Origin of the sequence: Microbacterium ginsengiterrae (assembly GCF_014205075.1) — a bacterium.
GTDB lineage: Bacteria > Actinomycetota > Actinomycetes > Actinomycetales > Microbacteriaceae > Microbacterium > Microbacterium ginsengiterrae.
In genome coordinates, this window is sequence record NZ_JACHMU010000001.1 from 2,867,958 (window position 1) to 2,884,253 (window position 16,296).

The window sequence follows — 16,296 nt, forward strand, 5'->3', positions numbered from 1 at the left end:
CGCCGTGGCGGGGTCCGTCAGGCCAGGTGCGTGACGCGTCCGGCGAGGACGGTCGCCGACACCGGCATTCGGCGCAGAGTCCCGGCCGACGCGGTGCGCGGGTCTGTCGCGCAGACGACCAGATCGGCAGGCTGGCCGGGGCGCACGCTGCTGCGCGCGCTGGCGGCCAGTGCCTCCGCCAGTGCCAGCCGCTCTTCCGGATGCCAGGGCTCGCGATCGTCCGCGGTACGGTGCACCGCGGCGGAGACGGCCTGCCAGGGATCCAGCGCAGCGACAGGGGCGTCCGAGCCCAGTCGCAGCTCGACGCCGGCGCGCAGGAGTGAGGCCATCGGATATCCGAGCGCGGTCTGGTGTCCCCAGTACTCGTCGACCAGATCCCGATCGTCCACGGCGTGCTGCGGCTGCACGCTCGCGATGAGCCCGAGCCTCGCGATCCGCGCGATGTCGGCGTGGCGCACGAGCTGGGCGTGTTCGATCGTGCCCGAGACACCGGTGGCGGTGACGGCATCCAGCGCCGAGGAGACCGCGCGGTCCCCGATCGCGTGCACCGCGACGCCCAGGCCCGCACCCGCCGCCGTCGTGAGCAGCTCGATGAGGTGGTCCGGCGAGACGTTCATGACGCCGAAGTCCGTGCCGTCGCCCGGATACGGATGCGAGCACGCGGCGGTGCGTGTACCCAGGGAGCCGTCGGTGATCACCTTGAGCGGCCCCATGCGCACGAGCCCGCCGCTGCCGGGCAGCGCCTCTCCCGTGCGCAGCCCCTCGGCGATCGCCCTGTCGAGATCCGAGAGGTAGACGGCGAACTCGATGCGCTGGGAGTCGAACCCGCCGGCCGTCCGCCGGCTCCAGGATTCGGCGTTCCACGCCATGTCGAAATCGACGATGCCGGTGACGCCTCGCGCCGCGGCCGCTGCGCCCGACGCCATGACGGCCCGGTCGCTGTGCTCCGGATCGACGGCGTTGAGCCGCTTGGAGATCTCGAAGGCGTCCTCCTCGCGCAGCATCCCGTCGGGTGAGGAGAACCCCTCACGGCGCAGCGCTGCCGAGTTCAACCAGACGCTGTGCACGTCCGCGTTGATCAGATAGGTCGGCGTCTCACCCGTCGCTGCATCCAGCACTTCTGTGGACGGCGCGTCATCCCACAGCGCATCCCGGAAACCGGTGCCGACCCGTCGACCGTCGGCGAGCGGAGCGACCGAGGCCATCCGCGCCGCCGCCTCGGCGGCCGACGCCACGTCCCCGAGGGGCTCACGCTCGGAGGCCAGCGCCCACTGCACGACGTGGACGTGGTTGTCCCAGAGCCCGGCCACCACGGGAGCGCCGCCCGCATCGATCGACGCACCGTCTACGGGGAGCGCGCCGACCGGCGCGATGTCGACGATCCGCCCGTCGATGATGTGGATGTCCACGGGCTCCCCGTCGGCGAGGTGCTCGCTGCCCGGCCCCACGATCCGCGCGCCGCGGACCGCGACGACCGACTCCCCCACGTTCGTCATCGCCGTGCCGCCTTCGCCGCCATCCTGGCGTCGTGCGCTCGTCGCATCTCCGCGACGAGCGCGGGCTGAGGATGCGCCTCGTCACGGGAGAGCTCGAGGATGACGTTCTCGACGACGTCGTCCGGCTTGTTCTGGCTCAACTTCCGCTTGGCGACCACGCGTGTCGGCGTGAGTCGGAATCCCACCGTTCCCGCCTCCAGACGGCGTACGAATCCCTCATCGTTGGGGGCCGTCCAGATGCCGCGCGGGGAGGGGAACCTGTTCTCGAAGTGATCGACGAGGTGCTCGAGCACGCGCAGGTTCTCCTCGGTGTCCAGGATCTCCGGGACGCCGGACAGGTGCAACGCGATGTAGTTCCAGGTCGGGACAGCGGGGAGATCGCCGTACCAGCCGGGTGAGATGTAGCCGTGCGGCCCCTGGAAGATCAGCAGCAGTTCCTGCTCCGGCTGCCCCAGGCCGATGACGAGGTCATCGGGCCGGCCGACGTGGCCGACCACGGTGAGGTCGTCCCGATCGGGGTCGAGGAGGATCGCATAGTGCGATGCGGTCATCCCGTCGGCGTCCCTGCCCACCAGCGTGGCCCACGGGTTGTCCGCGATGACCCGCCGAAGTTCGGAGACGTCGGTCATCGCGAAAGAGGGGTTCTGGCGCATCCCTTCAGCCTAGATCCGACCCTGTCGATGACCGAACGGCTCACCGCGTCTGTGCGCCAGGGTGAGAATCCCTCTTCCATTCCTCCCACCCCGGGGTGCCCGCCATGAAGGCGTCGACCTCCTCGCGGGTGGCACGCAGCGTGGGGTCGTTCTTCAGGTACTGTCTCGTCTCGCGCGCCACGAGTCCGGACAGCACGAGCAGGCCGATGAGGTTCGGCAGCGCCATGAGTCCGTTCATCGCATCGGAGAACGCCCACACCACGCCCAGCTGGACGGTGCACCCGATGAAGACCACCAGCGAGAAGACGATGCGGAACGGGATCACGGCCCGCCGGCCGAGGAGCCGCTCGATGTTTCGCTCTCCGTAATAGGACCATCCGAGGATCGTCGACCCGGCGAACAGCACGAGCCCGATCGTCACGATGATGTGGCCCCAGTCGCCGGGCAGCCCGTGCGAGAACGCCTCAGCGGTCATCAACGCCGGATTCAGCTGCTCCCCCGTCTCGGGATCGATCTGATTCCACGTGCCGGTGGCGATGATGACGAGGCCGGTGCAGGAGACGACGATGATCGTGTCGATGAAGGTCTGCGTCATCGACACGAGACCCTGACGCACGGGGTGACTCGTCTGCGCCGCCGCGGCGGCGATCGCCGCCGATCCCATCCCCGACTCGTTCGAGAAGATGCCGCGCGCGACACCGAACTGGACCGCGATGATGATCGCGGAGCCTGCGAACCCGCCCACCGCGCTCGTGCCGGTGAACGCCTCGGTGAAGATCTGGGCGAAGGCGGCCGGGAGCGCACCGACGTTCGCGATGAGGATGTAGATCGCGCCGAGCACGTAGAAGACGATCATGATCGGCACAAGACCGGCGGTGACACGGCCGATGGATTTGATGCCGCCGACGAGGACGCTGAGCGCGAAGATCGTCAGAACGATTCCGGTCACCCAGGTGGGGACGGCGAAGCTCGACTCGAGGTTCGTCGCGATCGAATTCCCCTGGGTCATGTTGCCGATGCCGAAGCAGGCGATGACGGCGAAGATCGCGAAGGAGAGCCCGAGGACCTTGCCGACCGGGCCCCGGATGCCGCGCTCCAGGTAGTACTGCGGACCACCGTTCTGCTCGCCGACGGCATCCGTCGTGCGGAAGCGCACACCGAGGAAGGCCTCCGAGTACTTGGAGGCCATGCCGAGCAGTCCGGTGATCCACATCCAGAACAGGGCGCCGGGTCCGCCGATGCCGATGGCGGTCGCGACGCCGACGATGTTGCCGGTGCCGACCGTCGCCGCCAGCGCCGTGGTCAGCGCCTGGAACTGGGAGATGTCGCCGTCGGATCCGGGATCCTTGCGGGTGAACAGGCCGAGCCGCAGCGCGGAGCCGAGGCGGACGAACTGCAGACCGCCGAGCCGGATCGTCAGGTACAGTCCCGTCCCGAGCAGCAGCGGGATGAGGAAGAACGGTCCCCAGATCCAGCCGCTGAAGGTCTCCAATGCGCTCTGCAAGCCGGCGAGGTCCATCATGCTCCTGTCTGCGACGGTACGGACGACCGAACCACCTTACTCACGCCTGGCACTTCGGACACCAGTACAGATTGCGCGCGCCGACCTCCTCGAGCACGATCTGAGTGCCGCAGACACGGCACGGCAAGCCGGCGCGGTGGTACACCCAGTGCCGGTCGTCGCGGCTGGCCATCGCCGCCCTGTGCGCATCCGGCGACAGCCCGTCCATGGTCATCATCTGCCCGGTCTCGACGCCGATCGGCAGCAGTCGTGCCCAGTCGCGCCAGAGCTCGCGTACGACTTCCTCCGGCACCGCCTTGCCAGGGGTATGGGGGTTGAGCCTGGCCCGGTAGAGCATCTCGGCGCGGTAGACGTTGCCGATTCCGGCGACGACCGACTGGTCCATCAGCAGAAGGGCGATCGAGGTGCCCTTCCTGCGCACGGCGGAGACGAAGCGTTCCTCGTTCTCCGCCGGGTCCCCCACCAGGGGGTCGGGACCGAGTTTCGCGACGGTCGCGAGCATCTCGTCCGGCGTCTGCAGCACGCACGCGGTCGGACCGCGGAGGTCCGCCGCGGTGACGTCGGTCATCAGACGCAGTCGCACCTGACCGACCACCGGGGGCGGCCATTCCGACCCGTCGTCCTCGAGTCCCTTGGTCTGCTCCGACATCCGCACGTGCACACGGGCGCGACGCGGCGCGCCGATGGAGGCGAGAGAGTTCTCCCCTGCGTCGTCGAAGATCGCGGCATCCGGATCGGTGCCGCGCTGGTTCGTCTGCCCCATCCGACCGTTCGCCGACGCGATGGTCGGGTCGAGCAGGATCTCGCCGGCGAAGTCCCAGGCCCCGTAGAGCCCGAGGTGCACCCGCAGCCAGACGTCACCGTCCGCCTCGAGGAACATCTGCTTGCCGACGGCCTTGACGCTGACCACCTCGCGCCCGTCGAGGACGGCGGCGCCCTCGGCGAAGCGACCCTGCGGGCTCGAGGCCCGGACGGTCTTCCCGACGAAGTTGTGATCGAACTGGCGAGCGATGCGGTGGACGGAGTGACCCTCGGGCATCTCAGGCCCTGGGGTCGGGGAGCAGGGAGCCGTCCCGTTCGAAATCGGCGATCTGGCCGATACGACGCGCGTGCCGCTCGTCACCGGAGAAGGGCGTCCCGATGAAACGTTCGATGAAGGAGACGACCTCGTCGAAGGTGTGCTGCCGCGCACCGATGGAGATCACGTTGGCATCGTTGTGCTGGCGGGCGAGCTCCGCGGTCGACAGGTTCCATACCAGCGCCGCACGCACGCCCTGGACCTTGTTCGCCGCGATCTGCTCGCCGTTCCCTGATCCCCCGAAGACGACGCCGAGGGCCTCGACGCCCGTCGACTGATCCGTCACGACCGCCTGAGCGGCGCGGATGCAGAAGGCCGGATAGTCGTCCAGGGCGTCGTACTCGACCGGTCCGTGGTCGACGACGTCGTGCCCCGCACCGCGCAGGTGCTCCTGCAGCCGGGTGGAGAACTCGAGTCCCGCGTGGTCTGTGGCGATGTGGATGCGCATGTGCTCCATCCTAGAAGCGGCGCAGCCGGCGGTGGAGGACGATCCACGTCGTCGCGCGAACGCATCCGCGCCGTCCTGGCGTAGGCTGTCATGGTTGCCGTCGGCGCCAGCAGCGTCGGCCCGAGGTGATACCCCCTGAACCCCTGGGAGAACCGCTGTGCCTGGAGAGAATCTCACCCGTATCGAAGCGCAGGAGCGCCGCGAGCTCGTCGACACGCAGTCGTACGAGATCGCGCTCGATCTCACGAAGGGCGCCGAAGTGTTCGGCTCCCGCAGCGTGGTCCGCTTCCGAGCGCGCCCCGGGAGCTACACCTTCATCGACCTCATCGCCCGCGAGGTGCGCGAGATCTCCCTCAACGGGGAGCTGCTCGACCCCGCAGAGGTGTTCGAGGACTCGCGCATCGCCCTCGCCGATCTCCAGGAGGAGAACGTCCTCGTCGTCGACGCGGACTGCGCCTACACGAACACCGGCGAGGGTCTGCACCGTTTCGTCGACCCGGTCGACGACGAGGTGTATCTCTACTCCCAGTTCGAGGTCCCCGACTCCCGCCGCGTGTTCGCCGTGTTCGAGCAGCCGGACCTGAAGGCCACGTTCCAGTTCACCGTCACCGCACCGGCGGCATGGAAGGTCATCTCGAACTCGCCGACCCCCGAGCCGATCAACCACGACGGCAGCGACACCGCGACGTGGGGCTTCGAGCCCACCCCTCGCATCTCGTCCTACATCACGGCGCTGATCGCCGGACCGTACGAGTCGACGTTCTCGGAGCTCACCAGCGCAGACGGACGGGTGATCCCGCTGGGCGTCTACGGCCGCAAGAGCCTGTGGCAGCACCTGGACGCCGATTACATCTTCGACAAGACGCGTGAGGGGTTCGCCTACTACGAGGAGAAGTTCGGCGTCCCGTACCCGTTCGCCAAGTACGACCAGCTGTTCGTCCCGGAGTTCAACGCCGGCGCCATGGAGAACGCGGGCGCCGTCACCTTCACGGAGACGTACGTGTTCCGTAGCAAGGTCACCGACGCCGTGAAGGAACGCCGCGTCGTGACGATCCTGCACGAGCTCGCACACATGTGGTTCGGCGACCTCGTGACCATGAAGTGGTGGAACGACCTGTGGCTGAACGAGTCGTTCGCCGAATGGGCGTCGACGATCGCCACGGCCGAGGCCACCGAGTGGACCGAAGCGTGGACGACGTTCAACGCGATGGAGAAGACCTGGGCGTACCGCCAGGACCAGCTTCCCTCCACCCACCCGATCACCGCCGAGATCAACGATCTCGAAGACGTGCAGGTGAACTTCGACGGCATCACCTACGCCAAGGGCGGATCGGTGCTCAAGCAGCTCGCCGCATGGGTCGGGATCGATGCGTTCTTCGCCGGTGTCGGCCAGTACTTCCAGAAGCACGCCTGGGGCAACACCGAACTCAGCGATCTGCTCACCGAGCTCGAGGCGACGAGCGGGCGCGACCTCAGCGTCTGGTCGAAGAAGTGGCTGGAGACCTCGGGTGTCAACACGCTCTCGCCCGTCATCGATGAGGACCTCGACGGCGCGATCTCCCGGTTCGCGGTCACGCAGACCGCCCCGGCGGACTACCCCACCATCCGCCCTCACCGCCTGGGGATCGGCTTCTACAACCTCGCCGACGGCGCACTCACGCGCACGCACTACGTCGAGATCGACGTCGACGGTGACCGCACCGAGGTCCCCGAGCTCAAGGGGCTGAAGCGCCCCGACCTCGTCCTCCTCAACGACAACGACCTCGCCTACGCGAAGATCCGCCTCGACGAGCGGTCTCTCGAGACCGCGATCGCGCACCTCTCGGACGTCGCGGACCCGCTGGCCCGCTCGCTGATCTGGGGGGCGGCGTGGGATCAGACGCGCGACGCGGAGAGCGCGGCATCCGACTACATCGACCTCGTCCTCGGCAACATCGCCACGGAGACCGAGTCGACCACGGTGCGCACGACCCTCGCTCAGCTGCGGACCGCCGCGACCCTGTACGTCGCCCCGGCCGACCGCGACGCCGCGCGACTCAAGGTCGCGGACGGCCTGTGGGAACTCGCGCAGGGCGCAGCGCCCGGCAGCGACAGCCAGCTGCAGTTCGTCACGGCCTTCGCCGCCTCGCTCGTCAACGGCGAGCACGCGGGCATCGTCGGCCGTCTGCGCTCCGGCGAGGAGACCCTCGCCGGGTTGGAGATCGACACCGATCTGTCCTGGCAGCTCCTGGTCGGGCTCGCCTCCATCGGCGCGACCGACGCCGCCTCCATCGACGCGGCCCTCGCCTCCGACAACACCTCCAAGGGTGCGGAGTTCGCCGCGCAGGCCCGCGCGGCGCTTCCGACGTCCGCGGACAAGGACGCGGCATGGGCGTCGCTGGTGGAGGACGACAGCCTGCCGAACACCATCGTGCGCTCCGCCGCCCTCGGGTTCGTGCATCCGAATAGCACGGGCGTCCTCGGCGAGTACGTGCAGCGCTACTTCGACATGCTCATCCCCGTCTGGGAATCGCGCACCTACCAGATCGCCAACTACCTCATCGTCGGGCTGTTCCCGACCGCTCTGGCCGACACGGCCCTGCGCGACGCGACGAGGGCGTGGCTCTCGGCGAACGCGGAGGCGGCTCCGGCGCTGCGCCGCCTCGTGAGCGAGGGTCTCGCCGATGTCGAGCGGGCGCTCGCCGCCCAGGCGCGCGACGCCGAGGGGCCGGAAGAGGACTGAGTCTCGTGGATCGGTCCTCGGTGCGCGCTCAGCCGCGACCGGGGACCGATCACTAGAATCGGAGCGTGCCCGAAGCCACTCTCGAAGACCAGCCGGCGCCGACCCTCGACGGGTTGGCCGAGCTCTGGGGCGTCGTCCTGAAGTGGCTGGTCCAGGCGGGCTGGAACATGCTGCACGTCCTGCTGATCCTCGTCGGCTGCGTCGTCGCCGCTCTCGTCCTCCGGCTCATCATCCGTCGAGTCGTCCGGCGCATCGTCGATCGGGCCAAGACGAAGGCCAACGTCGATGACACGCAGGCGCTGGAGCGCTCCCCGCTCGCGGACATGCGCCTCGTCCAGCGCACGCGGACACTCGGGACGATCCTGCAGAACATCGTCAATGTCTCGGTGGGCGTGGTGGCCCTCGTCCTCATCGCCAACGTCCTCGTCCCCGACCTCGTTGGTTCTCTCACCCTCCTCACCGCCGCGATCGGTGCAGGTCTCGGTTTCGGCGCGCAGAACATCGTCAAAGACGTCCTCAACGGGCTGTTCATCGCCGCAGAGGATCAGATCGGCATCGGGGACATGGTCGACATGGGCCTGGCCACCGGAGTCGTCGAATACGTCGCGGTGCGCATCACGCATGTCCGCGACGTCAACGGCACGCTGTGGTACGTGCGCAACGGCGAGGTCACCCGGATCGGGAACATGTCGCAGGGCTGGGCGCGCGCGATCATCGACATCGGCGTGCCTGCGGACGCGGACGTCCCGAAGGTCGAGGCCGCTCTGCTGGAATCGGCGCTCGCGCTGTCGAAGGACCCGAAGTGGCGCACCAGGATCATCGAACGGCCAGAGGTCTGGGGGCTGGAGTCGATGACCGGGGAGGCCCTCGTGATCCGGGTGGTGATGAAGACCAGAGCGACGGCGATGGATGACGTGGCGCGCGAACTGCGGATGCGGCTGAAGTCCGCCGTCGAGTCCCTCGACCTCACTGTCCCCTCTCTGCAGTCCGTGATCCCGGACGGCATCGAAGGTGCACGGCGCGTGCGCGGCGCGCACCCGCCCACCACGCGGCCGAACGCCGTCACCGGCGTGCCCCACGTCGCACGCGGTATCTGGCGAAAGAAGAATCCTCCGCAGAAGCCGGGGAACCCGGAGGAGACATCATGACGTTCTACGACGAGGTCGGCGGCCACACGACCTTCGACACCATCGTGCGCGTGTTCTATCGAGAGGTCGCCGCCGACCCTGTACTGAAGCCGATGTACCCGGAAGAGAACCTCGGACCAGCGGCCGACCGCCTCTCCATGTTCCTCGAGCAGTACTGGGGCGGCCCGACGACGTACGGCGAGCAGCGGGGCCATCCGCGCCTTCGCATGCGCCACATGCCGTTCGCGGTCGATCCTGACGCCAGGGACCGGTGGCTGCGCTGTATGCGCACGGCGCTGGACGAGGCAGAGCTGTCGCCGCTGCACGACGCGACTCTGTGGGACTATCTCGAACGCGCCGCATATGCCATGGTGAATACGCTGCCCTCGCCTGCCGCATCGCCCGGTGCGCGGCAGACGCTGGCAACGCGCAGCAACAGTCAGGATTCGACGGAGAACACATGACGACCAGGCCCCTGTCCGCGGACGTACTCGTGATCGGATGGGGGCTGGCCGGACTCGTCGCCGCCGCCGAGGCGTCGGCGGCCGGTCGCTCGGTGGTCCTCGTGGACCAGGAGCCGCGAAGCAATCTCGGCGGCCAGGCGTGGTGGTCCTTCGGAGGACTGTTCTTCGTCGACTCCCCGGAGCAGCGCAGGATGGGTGTCAAGGACTCCCTGGAACTGGCGACGCAGGATTGGTTCGGAAACGCGGACTTCGATCGCGAGGAGGACCGATGGCCGCGTGCGTGGGCGACGGCGTACCTGCAGTTCGCCGCAGGAGAGAAGCGCGCATGGCTGCGTAAGCGGGGCGTCGGATTCTTCCCCGTCGTCGGGTGGGCGGAGCGCGGCGGGTACGGCGCACTCGGCCCGGGGAACTCCGTCCCGCGGTTCCACATCACGTGGGGTACCGGCCCGGGGGTCGTCGCCCCATTCGAAGCGGCGGTGCGCGCCGCTGAGGATGCCGGCACCCTGACCGTCCTCCCCCGGCACCGCGTCACGAATCTGGTCGTCACCGACGGGGTCGTCACCGGAGCCACCGGCGATGTCCTCGCGCACAGCGACGCGGATCGCGGCCGACCGAGTTCGCGCGAGGTCGTCGGCGACTTCGAGATCCGCGCGGGTGCGACGATCGTGTCGTCCGGTGGCATCGGCGGCAATCACGATCTCGTGCGCGCTGCCTGGCCGGATCGGCTCGGCACGCCGCCGGCGCACATGCTCTCCGGAGTTCCGGCATACGTCGACGGCTCGATGCAGGACGTCTCCCGGCGGGCCGGCGCGCGACTCATCAACGGTGACCGGATGTGGCACTACGTCGAGGGCATTCAGAACTGGGATCCCGTCTGGCCGATGCACGGCATCCGGATCCTCCCAGGCCCGTCGTCCCTCTGGCTCGACGCCACCGGAAAGCGCCTGCCGGTCCCCCTGTTCCCCGGATTCGACACACTCGGGACGCTGCGGTATCTGCGGACGACCGGGCACGACCATTCCTGGTTCGTCACGTCCCGCCAGATCGTCGAGAAGGAGTTCGCGCTGTCCGGCAGCGAGCAGAACCCCGATCTCACCGGCAAGGACGTCCGGCTCCTGCTCGCCTCCCGTCTCGCGAAGGGGCCGACGGGGCCCGTGCAGTCCTTCCTCGACGAGGGAGCGGACTTCATCGTCGAGGACGACCTCGAATCGCTCATCGCGCAGATGACGGCACACCCGGGCGGTGAGTATCTGGATCCCGAGCGGGTCCGCCGAGAGATCGTCGCCCGCGACCTCGAGATGGACAACGACTTCTCGAAGGATGCCCAGGTGGGGATGCTGCGCTCGATGCGCGCCTACCGCGGCGACAGGCTGATCCGGACGGCGGCCCCGCACCGACTGCAGGATCCGGCGGCCGGTCCGCTCATCGCCGTGCAGTTGCACGTGCTCACCCGCAAGTCCCTCGGCGGCATCGAGACGGACCTCGACGGCCGAGCACTCGGGGCGGACGGCGAAGCGATCCCCGGGCTGTATGCGGCCGGCGAGGCGAGCGGGTTCGGGGGCGGTGGAGTGCACGGTTACCGTGCGCTCGAGGGAACCTTCCTCGGCGGATGCCTGTTCTCCGGTCGACAGGCAGGACGCGCCGCGGCGCGCTGAGGCAGGGTCAGACGGCCGGCGACGAATCCTGCGTTCGGCCGGTGGAGCGCACAGCGGTGAGGCCGCTCACCGCCGGTCCGCGCGTGAGCACGTGCCCGCGTCGGAAGGCCAGTCGTGTCCATCGACCGGATGCCGTCACCGACACGGACTCCTCGCCCGAGATGAATCCGAACGCATGTGCGGCGAACGCCACGCCGCGTGGGAGCTCCTGCAGCTCGTCGTCGGGCTCTCCCCAGATCGACGCGCGCAGCGTGCGGACCGCGTCCTCGCCCGCACCGGGCGGAGTGCCCCGCGCGACAGCTGAGATGCCCCACTGCGCACGCTGCGCGATGGTGGCGGCATCCAGCGCGCCCATCGACGCCCAGCCACCCCTCGGCGGGGCGATGCCCGCCCACGCAGGAGATCTGCCCGTCTCCGGCAGACGCAGCATCCGCTCGTCGTCGTCTCGGGTGAGCTCGTCGACGACGATGTCGCACTCCAGCTCCGGGTCGGCGTGCACGATCCGCATCGCGAGCACCGTCGGGGACTGGTCGAACAGTCCCTGCGGTGCGAGAGCGGCGGCAGTCATGGCGAGCACCCCGCCTGCGGCCTGCAGACGGATCCCGTCGTCGGAGACGAGGTTGGCGCGGCCGAGGAACGTCAGGACGTCGCTCGCCGTGTCGGAATCGGCGAGGACGAGTCGAGGCTGCACGCGTTCTAAACTACCAAGGACGCGACGTGCGGTCGCGGGGAGGAGCGCCATGAGCGCAGAGGAACGGGCTCAGGCGTCCGTCGACAACCTGCTCGACGTGCTCGATCTCGATGAGAGCAGTGCACGGACGACGGAGGACATCTTCACGGGTCGTTCGCATCCCATGCCCACCGGGCGGATCTACGGCGGTCAGGTGCTCGGACAGTCATTGCTGGCCGCGGAGCGGACGCTGTCGTCCGATCGCGCCGCGCATTCCATGCACGGCTATTTCCTGCGCCCCGGCGACTCCACGCAGGGCGTGACCATCTCGGTCGACCGCATCCATGACGGACGATCCTTCTCGACGCGCCGCGCCCAGGCGTATCAGAACGGCGTTCCGATCTTCTCGATGATCGCGTCGTTCCAGGACGAGGCGCCGGGTCTCGAGCATGCCGCCCCCATGCCGGAGGGGGTTCCTGCTCCCGAGGACCTCGCGCCGGATGAGATGCTCGTCGACGGGGCGGATCCGCGCGCTCTGCGCATGCTCGCCGACCGTCCGGTCGACACCCGCCACGTCGAAGCGCCGATCTACCTCGCCGTCGACGGCGCGCGCGTGCCGCACCAGGCGGTCTGGATGCGCATGCGTGCGCCGCTGCCCGGCGATCAGACGCTGCACCGCGCTGCGCTGGCCTATCTCAGCGACATGACGATCCAGGAGTCCATCCTCCGAGCCCATGGCGTCCACTGGGCGACACCGGGCCTGAAGGTCGCGAGCCTCGACCACGCCATGTGGTGGCACCGGCCGGCACGAGTGGACGAGTGGCTGCTGTACGTCCAGGAGTCCCCGAACGCCCGTGGCGGCCGGGGACTGGCAGCCGGGCGCATCTACACCCGCGACGGCATCCTGGCCGCCAGCGTCACGCAGGAGGTCATGGTGCGCGTGCCGGACGCCGGCTGACCTAGCGGCGGTGGGTGTACTCGGCGGGCGCGCCGAGATACGGAGACCACACCTGGCGCATCTCGTCGGTGATGCGCGTCGGACGTCCCGACGCGGCATCGACGAGGACGACGACGGCCGTCGAACGCGCATACAGGATGCGCTCCGCGGACGCGGGATCGTTGTACACCTCGTAGCAGACGTCGATGCTGGACCCACCGAGCTTGCCGAACCACATCTGCACGTCCAACGGTCGACGCTGGTACGGAACGGGCGCGAAGTACTCGATCTCCTGCCGGGCGATGAGCGTGAGCACGCCCGCGTCGATCCCGGCGGCGAGCACCGCCGTCTCCGGGGCGTCCTCCCCCGGGTCCGCCTTCCAGAAGGCCCGCACGCGGGCCTCCTCGAGGAGCTTCAGCATCGACGTGTTGTTCACGTGGTTGAACGCGTCGAGATCTCCCCACCTCAGTTGGATGGGGAGATGAAGACGTCGTCCCTCAGTCACGCGTGAGCTTGCGGTGCGTCGAACGGTGCGGGTTCGCGGCGTCCGGGCCGAGACGCTCGATCTTGTTCTTCTCGTACGCCTCGAAGTTGCCCTCGAACCAGTGCCACTGCGCGGGGTTCTCGTCCGTGCCCTCGTAGGCGAGGATGTGGGTGGCGATGCGGTCGAGGAACCACCGGTCGTGCGTGATGACCACGGCGCAGCCGGGGAACTCGAGCAGAGCGTTCTCGAGAGAGCTCAGGGTCTCGATGTCGAGGTCGTTGGTCGGCTCGTCGAGGAGCAGCAGGTTGCCGCCCTCCTTGAGCGTCAGAGCGAGGTTCAGGCGGTTGCGCTCACCACCGGAGAGCACGCCGGCCTTCTTCTGCTGGTCCGGTCCCTTGAAGCCGAACTTGGACACGTACGCCCGCGACGGGATCTCGGTCTTCCCGACGGTGATGAAGTCGAGACCGTCGGAGACGACCTCCCACAGGTTCTTGTCGGGGTCGATGTTCGCGCGGGACTGGTCGACGTAGCTGATCTTGACCGTCTCGCCGATCTTCAGGTCGCCGCCGTCGAGGGGCTCGAGGCCGACGATCGTCTTGAACAGCGTCGTCTTTCCCACACCGTTGGCACCGATGATGCCGACGATGCCGTTGGGCGGCAGGCTGAAGCTCAGTCCGTCGATGAGGACGCGGTCGCCGAAGCCCTTCTTGAGCTTCTTGGCCTCGATCACGACGTTGCCCAGACGCGGCCCGGCGGGAATCTGGATCTCCTCGAAGTCGAGCTTCCTGGTGCGCTCGGCCTCCGCCGCCATCTCCTCATAACGTGCGAGGCGCGCCTTGGACTTGGTCTGACGCCCCTTGGCGCTCGATCGCACCCACTCGAGCTCGTCCTTGAGACGCTTGGCGAGTTTGGCGTCCTTCTTGCCCTGGATGTCGAGGCGCTCGGCCTTCTTCTCGAGGTAAGTGGAGTAGTTGCCCTCGTACCCGATGAGCCGACCGCGGTCGACCTCCGCGATCCATTCGGCGACGTTGTCGAGGAAGTACCGGTCGTGGGTGATGGCGATGACGGCACCCTTGTACGCCTGCAGGTGCTGCTCGAGCCAGAGCACGCTCTCGGCGTCGAGGTGGTTGGTCGGCTCGTCGAGAAGCAGAAGGTCGGGCTTCTGGAGAAGGAGCTTCGCCAGCGCCACGCGGCGCTTCTCACCTCCGGAGAGCGGTGCGATCGCCGCGTCAGCCGGAGGGGTGCGCAGCGCGTCCATGGCCTGCTCCAGCTGGGAGTCGAGGTCCCAACCGTCTGCGGCGTCGATCTCCTCCTGCAGCACACCCATCTCTGCGAGCAACGTGTCGAAGTCAGCGTCCGGGTCCGCCATCTGCGCCGAGATCTCGTTGAAGCGGTCGAGCTTGGCCTTGATGGCGACGCCGTCCTGGATGTTCTCCAGCACGGTCTTGGACTCATCGAGCTCCGGCTCCTGCATGAGGATGCCGACCGTGAACCCCGGAGTGAGCTTCGCCTCGCCGTTGGACGGCTGGTCGAGGCCGGCCATGATCTTGAGGATCGTGGACTTGCCGGCGCCGTTCGGGCCGACCATACCGATCTTCGCTCCGGGAAGGAAGGACATCGTCACGTCGTCGAGGATGAGCTTCTCGCCCACCGCCTTGCGTGCACGCACCATCGAATAGATGTACTCAGCCACCGAAAACCGCTCCTTCTGTTGGCGTCGAAGATCGACTCTCCAGCCTACCCGCTGGAGTTCACCAGTCGATCGGCCGCGTGTCACCGATGAGACAGCGTCCCTCGGCGAGTTGATCCATCACTGCCGTGACCGGTTCGCCGGTGGATGGCCCGACCTGCCCGATCAGGCATTCCGCGTCACCCCAGCGGACGGAGAACTGGATGCTCTCGGCCGCGTTGCCGACGGTGGAGAGGTCTTGCGTGACCTGCATGTCCGCCTTGTCGAACCCGGCGGCCACCAGCGCGTCGATGTAGGCCCTCCCGGAGGAACTGCCCGATGCGGCCCACACCTCGGCGGTGACGGCGGTGAAAAGGGGCAGGTTGTCCTCCGCGGTGCCGTCGGGGGTGAACACGGGGCCGACTGCCGTCGGCGACGGCTCAGGGGTGGCGGTCGGAGAAGCAACGGGGGAAGGGGCCGGGTCCGGCTCCGGGGCGCATGCTGCCGTCCCGATCCCGATCGCCATCAGGAGTGCGACGACGGCGATTCGCGGACGGAGGGCGGTTGGTCGACGAGGCACGCTTCGATCCTAAGTGCACACCTCGCCGACGTCGCCTCCGGTCAGGTGGCGCACCGGTGCCCGAGCCACAGGGTCCGCACAGCGTCAGTCCTCGGCTTTCCATTCGTCGCCGGCGAAGACGGACTCGCTCTCGGCCGGGTCGGCGGATGCCTGCGCGAAAGGATCGTCCGGTACAGCGGAGTCATCGGTCACGGCAGAGGGCGAATGCGCAGGCTGTGCACCTGACGGCGCGGGAACAGCACTGCTACGCGCCTTCACGTACGCGCTCGCACCCCACCGGAGGTCGTGACCGATCGCGTCCGCATCGATGTCGGCGCTCAGCCCCTTCCTGCCCCCGCTCTCCCACTCGCGGAGCTTCAGGCGGCCCGTGACGATCACACCGTCACCGGAGTGCAGTGAGGATTTCGCGTGCTCTGCGAGCTGCCGGAACGCGGAGACGTTGTACCAGTTCGTACCGGTCTCGATCCACGTCTGGGTCTTCTGATCGAACCGGCGCTGGGGGCTGGCGACGCGGAAGTTCACCACCGGAACGCCGGTGGTCGTCTCGCTGCGGTTCGGGTCGCCGCCCACGCGGCCCAGGATCGTCACGGTGTCGTTCATATCGGTCTCCTCGGTGGTCCCGGGGCGTGCCCGGCTCAGCCCAGGGTGCCGCGTCTCTCCGCGGCGGAGGACGCTCGATCGCGAGTCATGTGGACAACCATCGTGCAGCCCACCCCGGTGAGCGATGAGTGGGCTGCCCGAGCACGCCGAAATGTCCGTGGTCGGTCGTATGTTCGAACCGAAAGGAGCAA

The 16,296-nt window shown here is 68.4% G+C and carries 15 protein-coding genes; 5 read left to right on the forward strand and 10 right to left on the reverse strand.

Annotated elements, in window-relative coordinates; genetic code table 11:
- Positions 1-17 precede the first annotated feature (17 nt).
- Genes HD600_RS13925 through HD600_RS13945 form a run of 5 tightly spaced genes read right to left on the reverse strand, consistent with a single transcriptional unit; the run spans position 18 to position 5,197 of the window.
- Positions 18-1,496 carry an amidohydrolase gene (locus HD600_RS13925; RefSeq protein WP_184284352.1) on the reverse strand — a complete coding sequence of 493 codons (1,479 nt, stop codon included), beginning with the start codon at positions 1,494-1,496 and terminating at the stop codon, positions 18-20.
- The gene (locus HD600_RS13930; protein ID WP_184284354.1) at positions 1,493-2,149 is read right to left on the reverse strand and encodes an FMN-binding negative transcriptional regulator; all 657 of its coding nucleotides are present in this window, start codon (positions 2,147-2,149) and stop codon (positions 1,493-1,495) included. Before HD600_RS13930 ends, HD600_RS13925 begins: the two co-directional genes overlap by 4 nt.
- Positions 2,150-2,189: 40 nt before the next feature.
- Positions 2,190-3,668, reverse strand: coding sequence for an alanine/glycine:cation symporter family protein (locus HD600_RS13935; RefSeq protein WP_184284867.1), 1,479 nt, complete (start codon positions 3,666-3,668; stop codon positions 2,190-2,192).
- A 43-nt stretch (positions 3,669-3,711) separates the two neighbouring features.
- On the reverse strand, positions 3,712-4,710 hold the full coding sequence (locus HD600_RS13940; protein ID WP_184284356.1) for an Fpg/Nei family DNA glycosylase: 999 nt from the start codon (positions 4,708-4,710) through the stop codon (positions 3,712-3,714).
- A 1-nt stretch (position 4,711) separates the two neighbouring features.
- A complete protein-coding gene (locus tag HD600_RS13945) occupies positions 4,712-5,197 on the reverse strand; it encodes a ribose-5-phosphate isomerase (protein ID WP_184284357.1) in 486 nt (161 codons plus the stop codon).
- Between the two features lie 157 nt (positions 5,198-5,354).
- Here HD600_RS13945 and pepN point away from each other — a divergent pair, with 157 nt between their 5' ends.
- The 4 genes from pepN (at position 5,355) to HD600_RS13965 (ending at position 11,165) form a co-directional block, all read left to right on the forward strand.
- Positions 5,355-7,919 (forward strand): aminopeptidase N, encoded by a 2,565-nt coding sequence (gene pepN, locus HD600_RS13950; protein ID WP_184284359.1) that lies wholly within the window; start codon positions 5,355-5,357, stop codon positions 7,917-7,919.
- A 65-nt stretch (positions 7,920-7,984) separates the two neighbouring features.
- Positions 7,985-9,067: a mechanosensitive ion channel family protein gene (locus tag HD600_RS13955; RefSeq protein ID WP_396652272.1), complete on the forward strand. Its 1,083-nt coding sequence runs from the start codon at positions 7,985-7,987 to the stop codon at positions 9,065-9,067.
- Entirely contained in the window at positions 9,064-9,510 is a 447-nt protein-coding gene (locus HD600_RS13960; protein ID WP_184284361.1) for a globin, read from the forward strand. The genes HD600_RS13955 and HD600_RS13960 overlap by 4 nt, the downstream gene beginning before the upstream one ends.
- Entirely contained in the window at positions 9,507-11,165 is a 1,659-nt protein-coding gene (locus tag HD600_RS13965) for an FAD-binding dehydrogenase (protein ID WP_184284363.1), read from the forward strand. The genes HD600_RS13960 and HD600_RS13965 overlap by 4 nt, the downstream gene beginning before the upstream one ends.
- A 7-nt stretch (positions 11,166-11,172) precedes the next feature.
- On the opposite strand, the gene HD600_RS13970 is transcribed toward HD600_RS13965, so the two are convergent.
- Positions 11,173-11,907, reverse strand: a complete 735-nt coding sequence (locus HD600_RS13970; RefSeq protein WP_206705744.1) for a DUF8185 domain-containing protein — start codon at positions 11,905-11,907, stop codon at positions 11,173-11,175.
- Between HD600_RS13970 and HD600_RS13975 the strand changes: the two genes are divergently transcribed.
- Positions 11,906-12,793: an acyl-CoA thioesterase gene (locus tag HD600_RS13975; protein WP_184284365.1), complete on the forward strand. Its 888-nt coding sequence runs from the start codon at positions 11,906-11,908 to the stop codon at positions 12,791-12,793. The two genes, HD600_RS13970 and HD600_RS13975, sit on opposite strands and share 2 nt — an antisense overlap.
- Before the next feature lies 1 nt (position 12,794).
- Here HD600_RS13975 and HD600_RS13980 read toward each other — a convergent pair whose 3' ends face one another.
- From HD600_RS13980 to HD600_RS13995, 4 genes are all read right to left on the reverse strand, one after another.
- Complete coding sequence (locus HD600_RS13980; protein ID WP_144796286.1) at positions 12,795-13,277, reverse strand: acyl-CoA thioesterase; 483 nt, start codon at positions 13,275-13,277, stop codon at positions 12,795-12,797.
- Positions 13,270-14,949, reverse strand: coding sequence for an energy-dependent translational throttle protein EttA (ettA, locus tag HD600_RS13985; RefSeq protein ID WP_144796288.1), 1,680 nt, complete (start codon positions 14,947-14,949; stop codon positions 13,270-13,272). The genes HD600_RS13980 and ettA overlap by 8 nt, the downstream gene beginning before the upstream one ends.
- 58 nt (positions 14,950-15,007) lie before the next feature.
- Entirely contained in the window at positions 15,008-15,505 is a 498-nt protein-coding gene (locus HD600_RS13990; protein WP_260980506.1) for a DUF6993 domain-containing protein, read from the reverse strand.
- A gap of 84 nt (positions 15,506-15,589) precedes the next feature.
- A complete protein-coding gene (locus HD600_RS13995) occupies positions 15,590-16,105 on the reverse strand; it encodes a single-stranded DNA-binding protein (protein ID WP_184284367.1) in 516 nt (171 codons plus the stop codon).
- Positions 16,106-16,296: the final 191 nt, after the last annotated feature.

Bases quoted from the DNA above. Each gene is read 5' to 3' on its own strand.
- HD600_RS13925 (WP_184284352.1), bottom strand. From the start codon at position 1,496: ATGACGAACGTGGGGGAGTCGGTCGTCGCGGTCCGCGGCGCGCGGATC.
- HD600_RS13930 (WP_184284354.1), bottom strand. From the start codon at position 2,149: ATGCGCCAGAACCCCTCTTTCGCGATGACCGACGTCTCCGAACTTCGG.
- HD600_RS13935 (WP_184284867.1), bottom strand. From the start codon at position 3,668: ATGGACCTCGCCGGCTTGCAGAGCGCATTGGAGACCTTCAGCGGCTGG.
- HD600_RS13940 (WP_184284356.1), bottom strand. From the start codon at position 4,710: ATGCCCGAGGGTCACTCCGTCCACCGCATCGCTCGCCAGTTCGATCAC.
- HD600_RS13945 (WP_184284357.1), bottom strand. From the start codon at position 5,197: ATGCGCATCCACATCGCCACAGACCACGCGGGACTCGAGTTCTCCACC.
- HD600_RS13960 (WP_184284361.1), top strand. From the start codon at position 9,064: ATGACGTTCTACGACGAGGTCGGCGGCCACACGACCTTCGACACCATC.
- HD600_RS13965 (WP_184284363.1), top strand. From the start codon at position 9,507: ATGACGACCAGGCCCCTGTCCGCGGACGTACTCGTGATCGGATGGGGG.
- HD600_RS13975 (WP_184284365.1), top strand. From the start codon at position 11,906: ATGAGCGCAGAGGAACGGGCTCAGGCGTCCGTCGACAACCTGCTCGAC.
- HD600_RS13970 (WP_206705744.1), bottom strand. From the start codon at position 11,907: ATGGCGCTCCTCCCCGCGACCGCACGTCGCGTCCTTGGTAGTTTAGAA.
- HD600_RS13995 (WP_184284367.1), bottom strand. From the start codon at position 16,105: ATGAACGACACCGTGACGATCCTGGGCCGCGTGGGCGGCGACCCGAAC.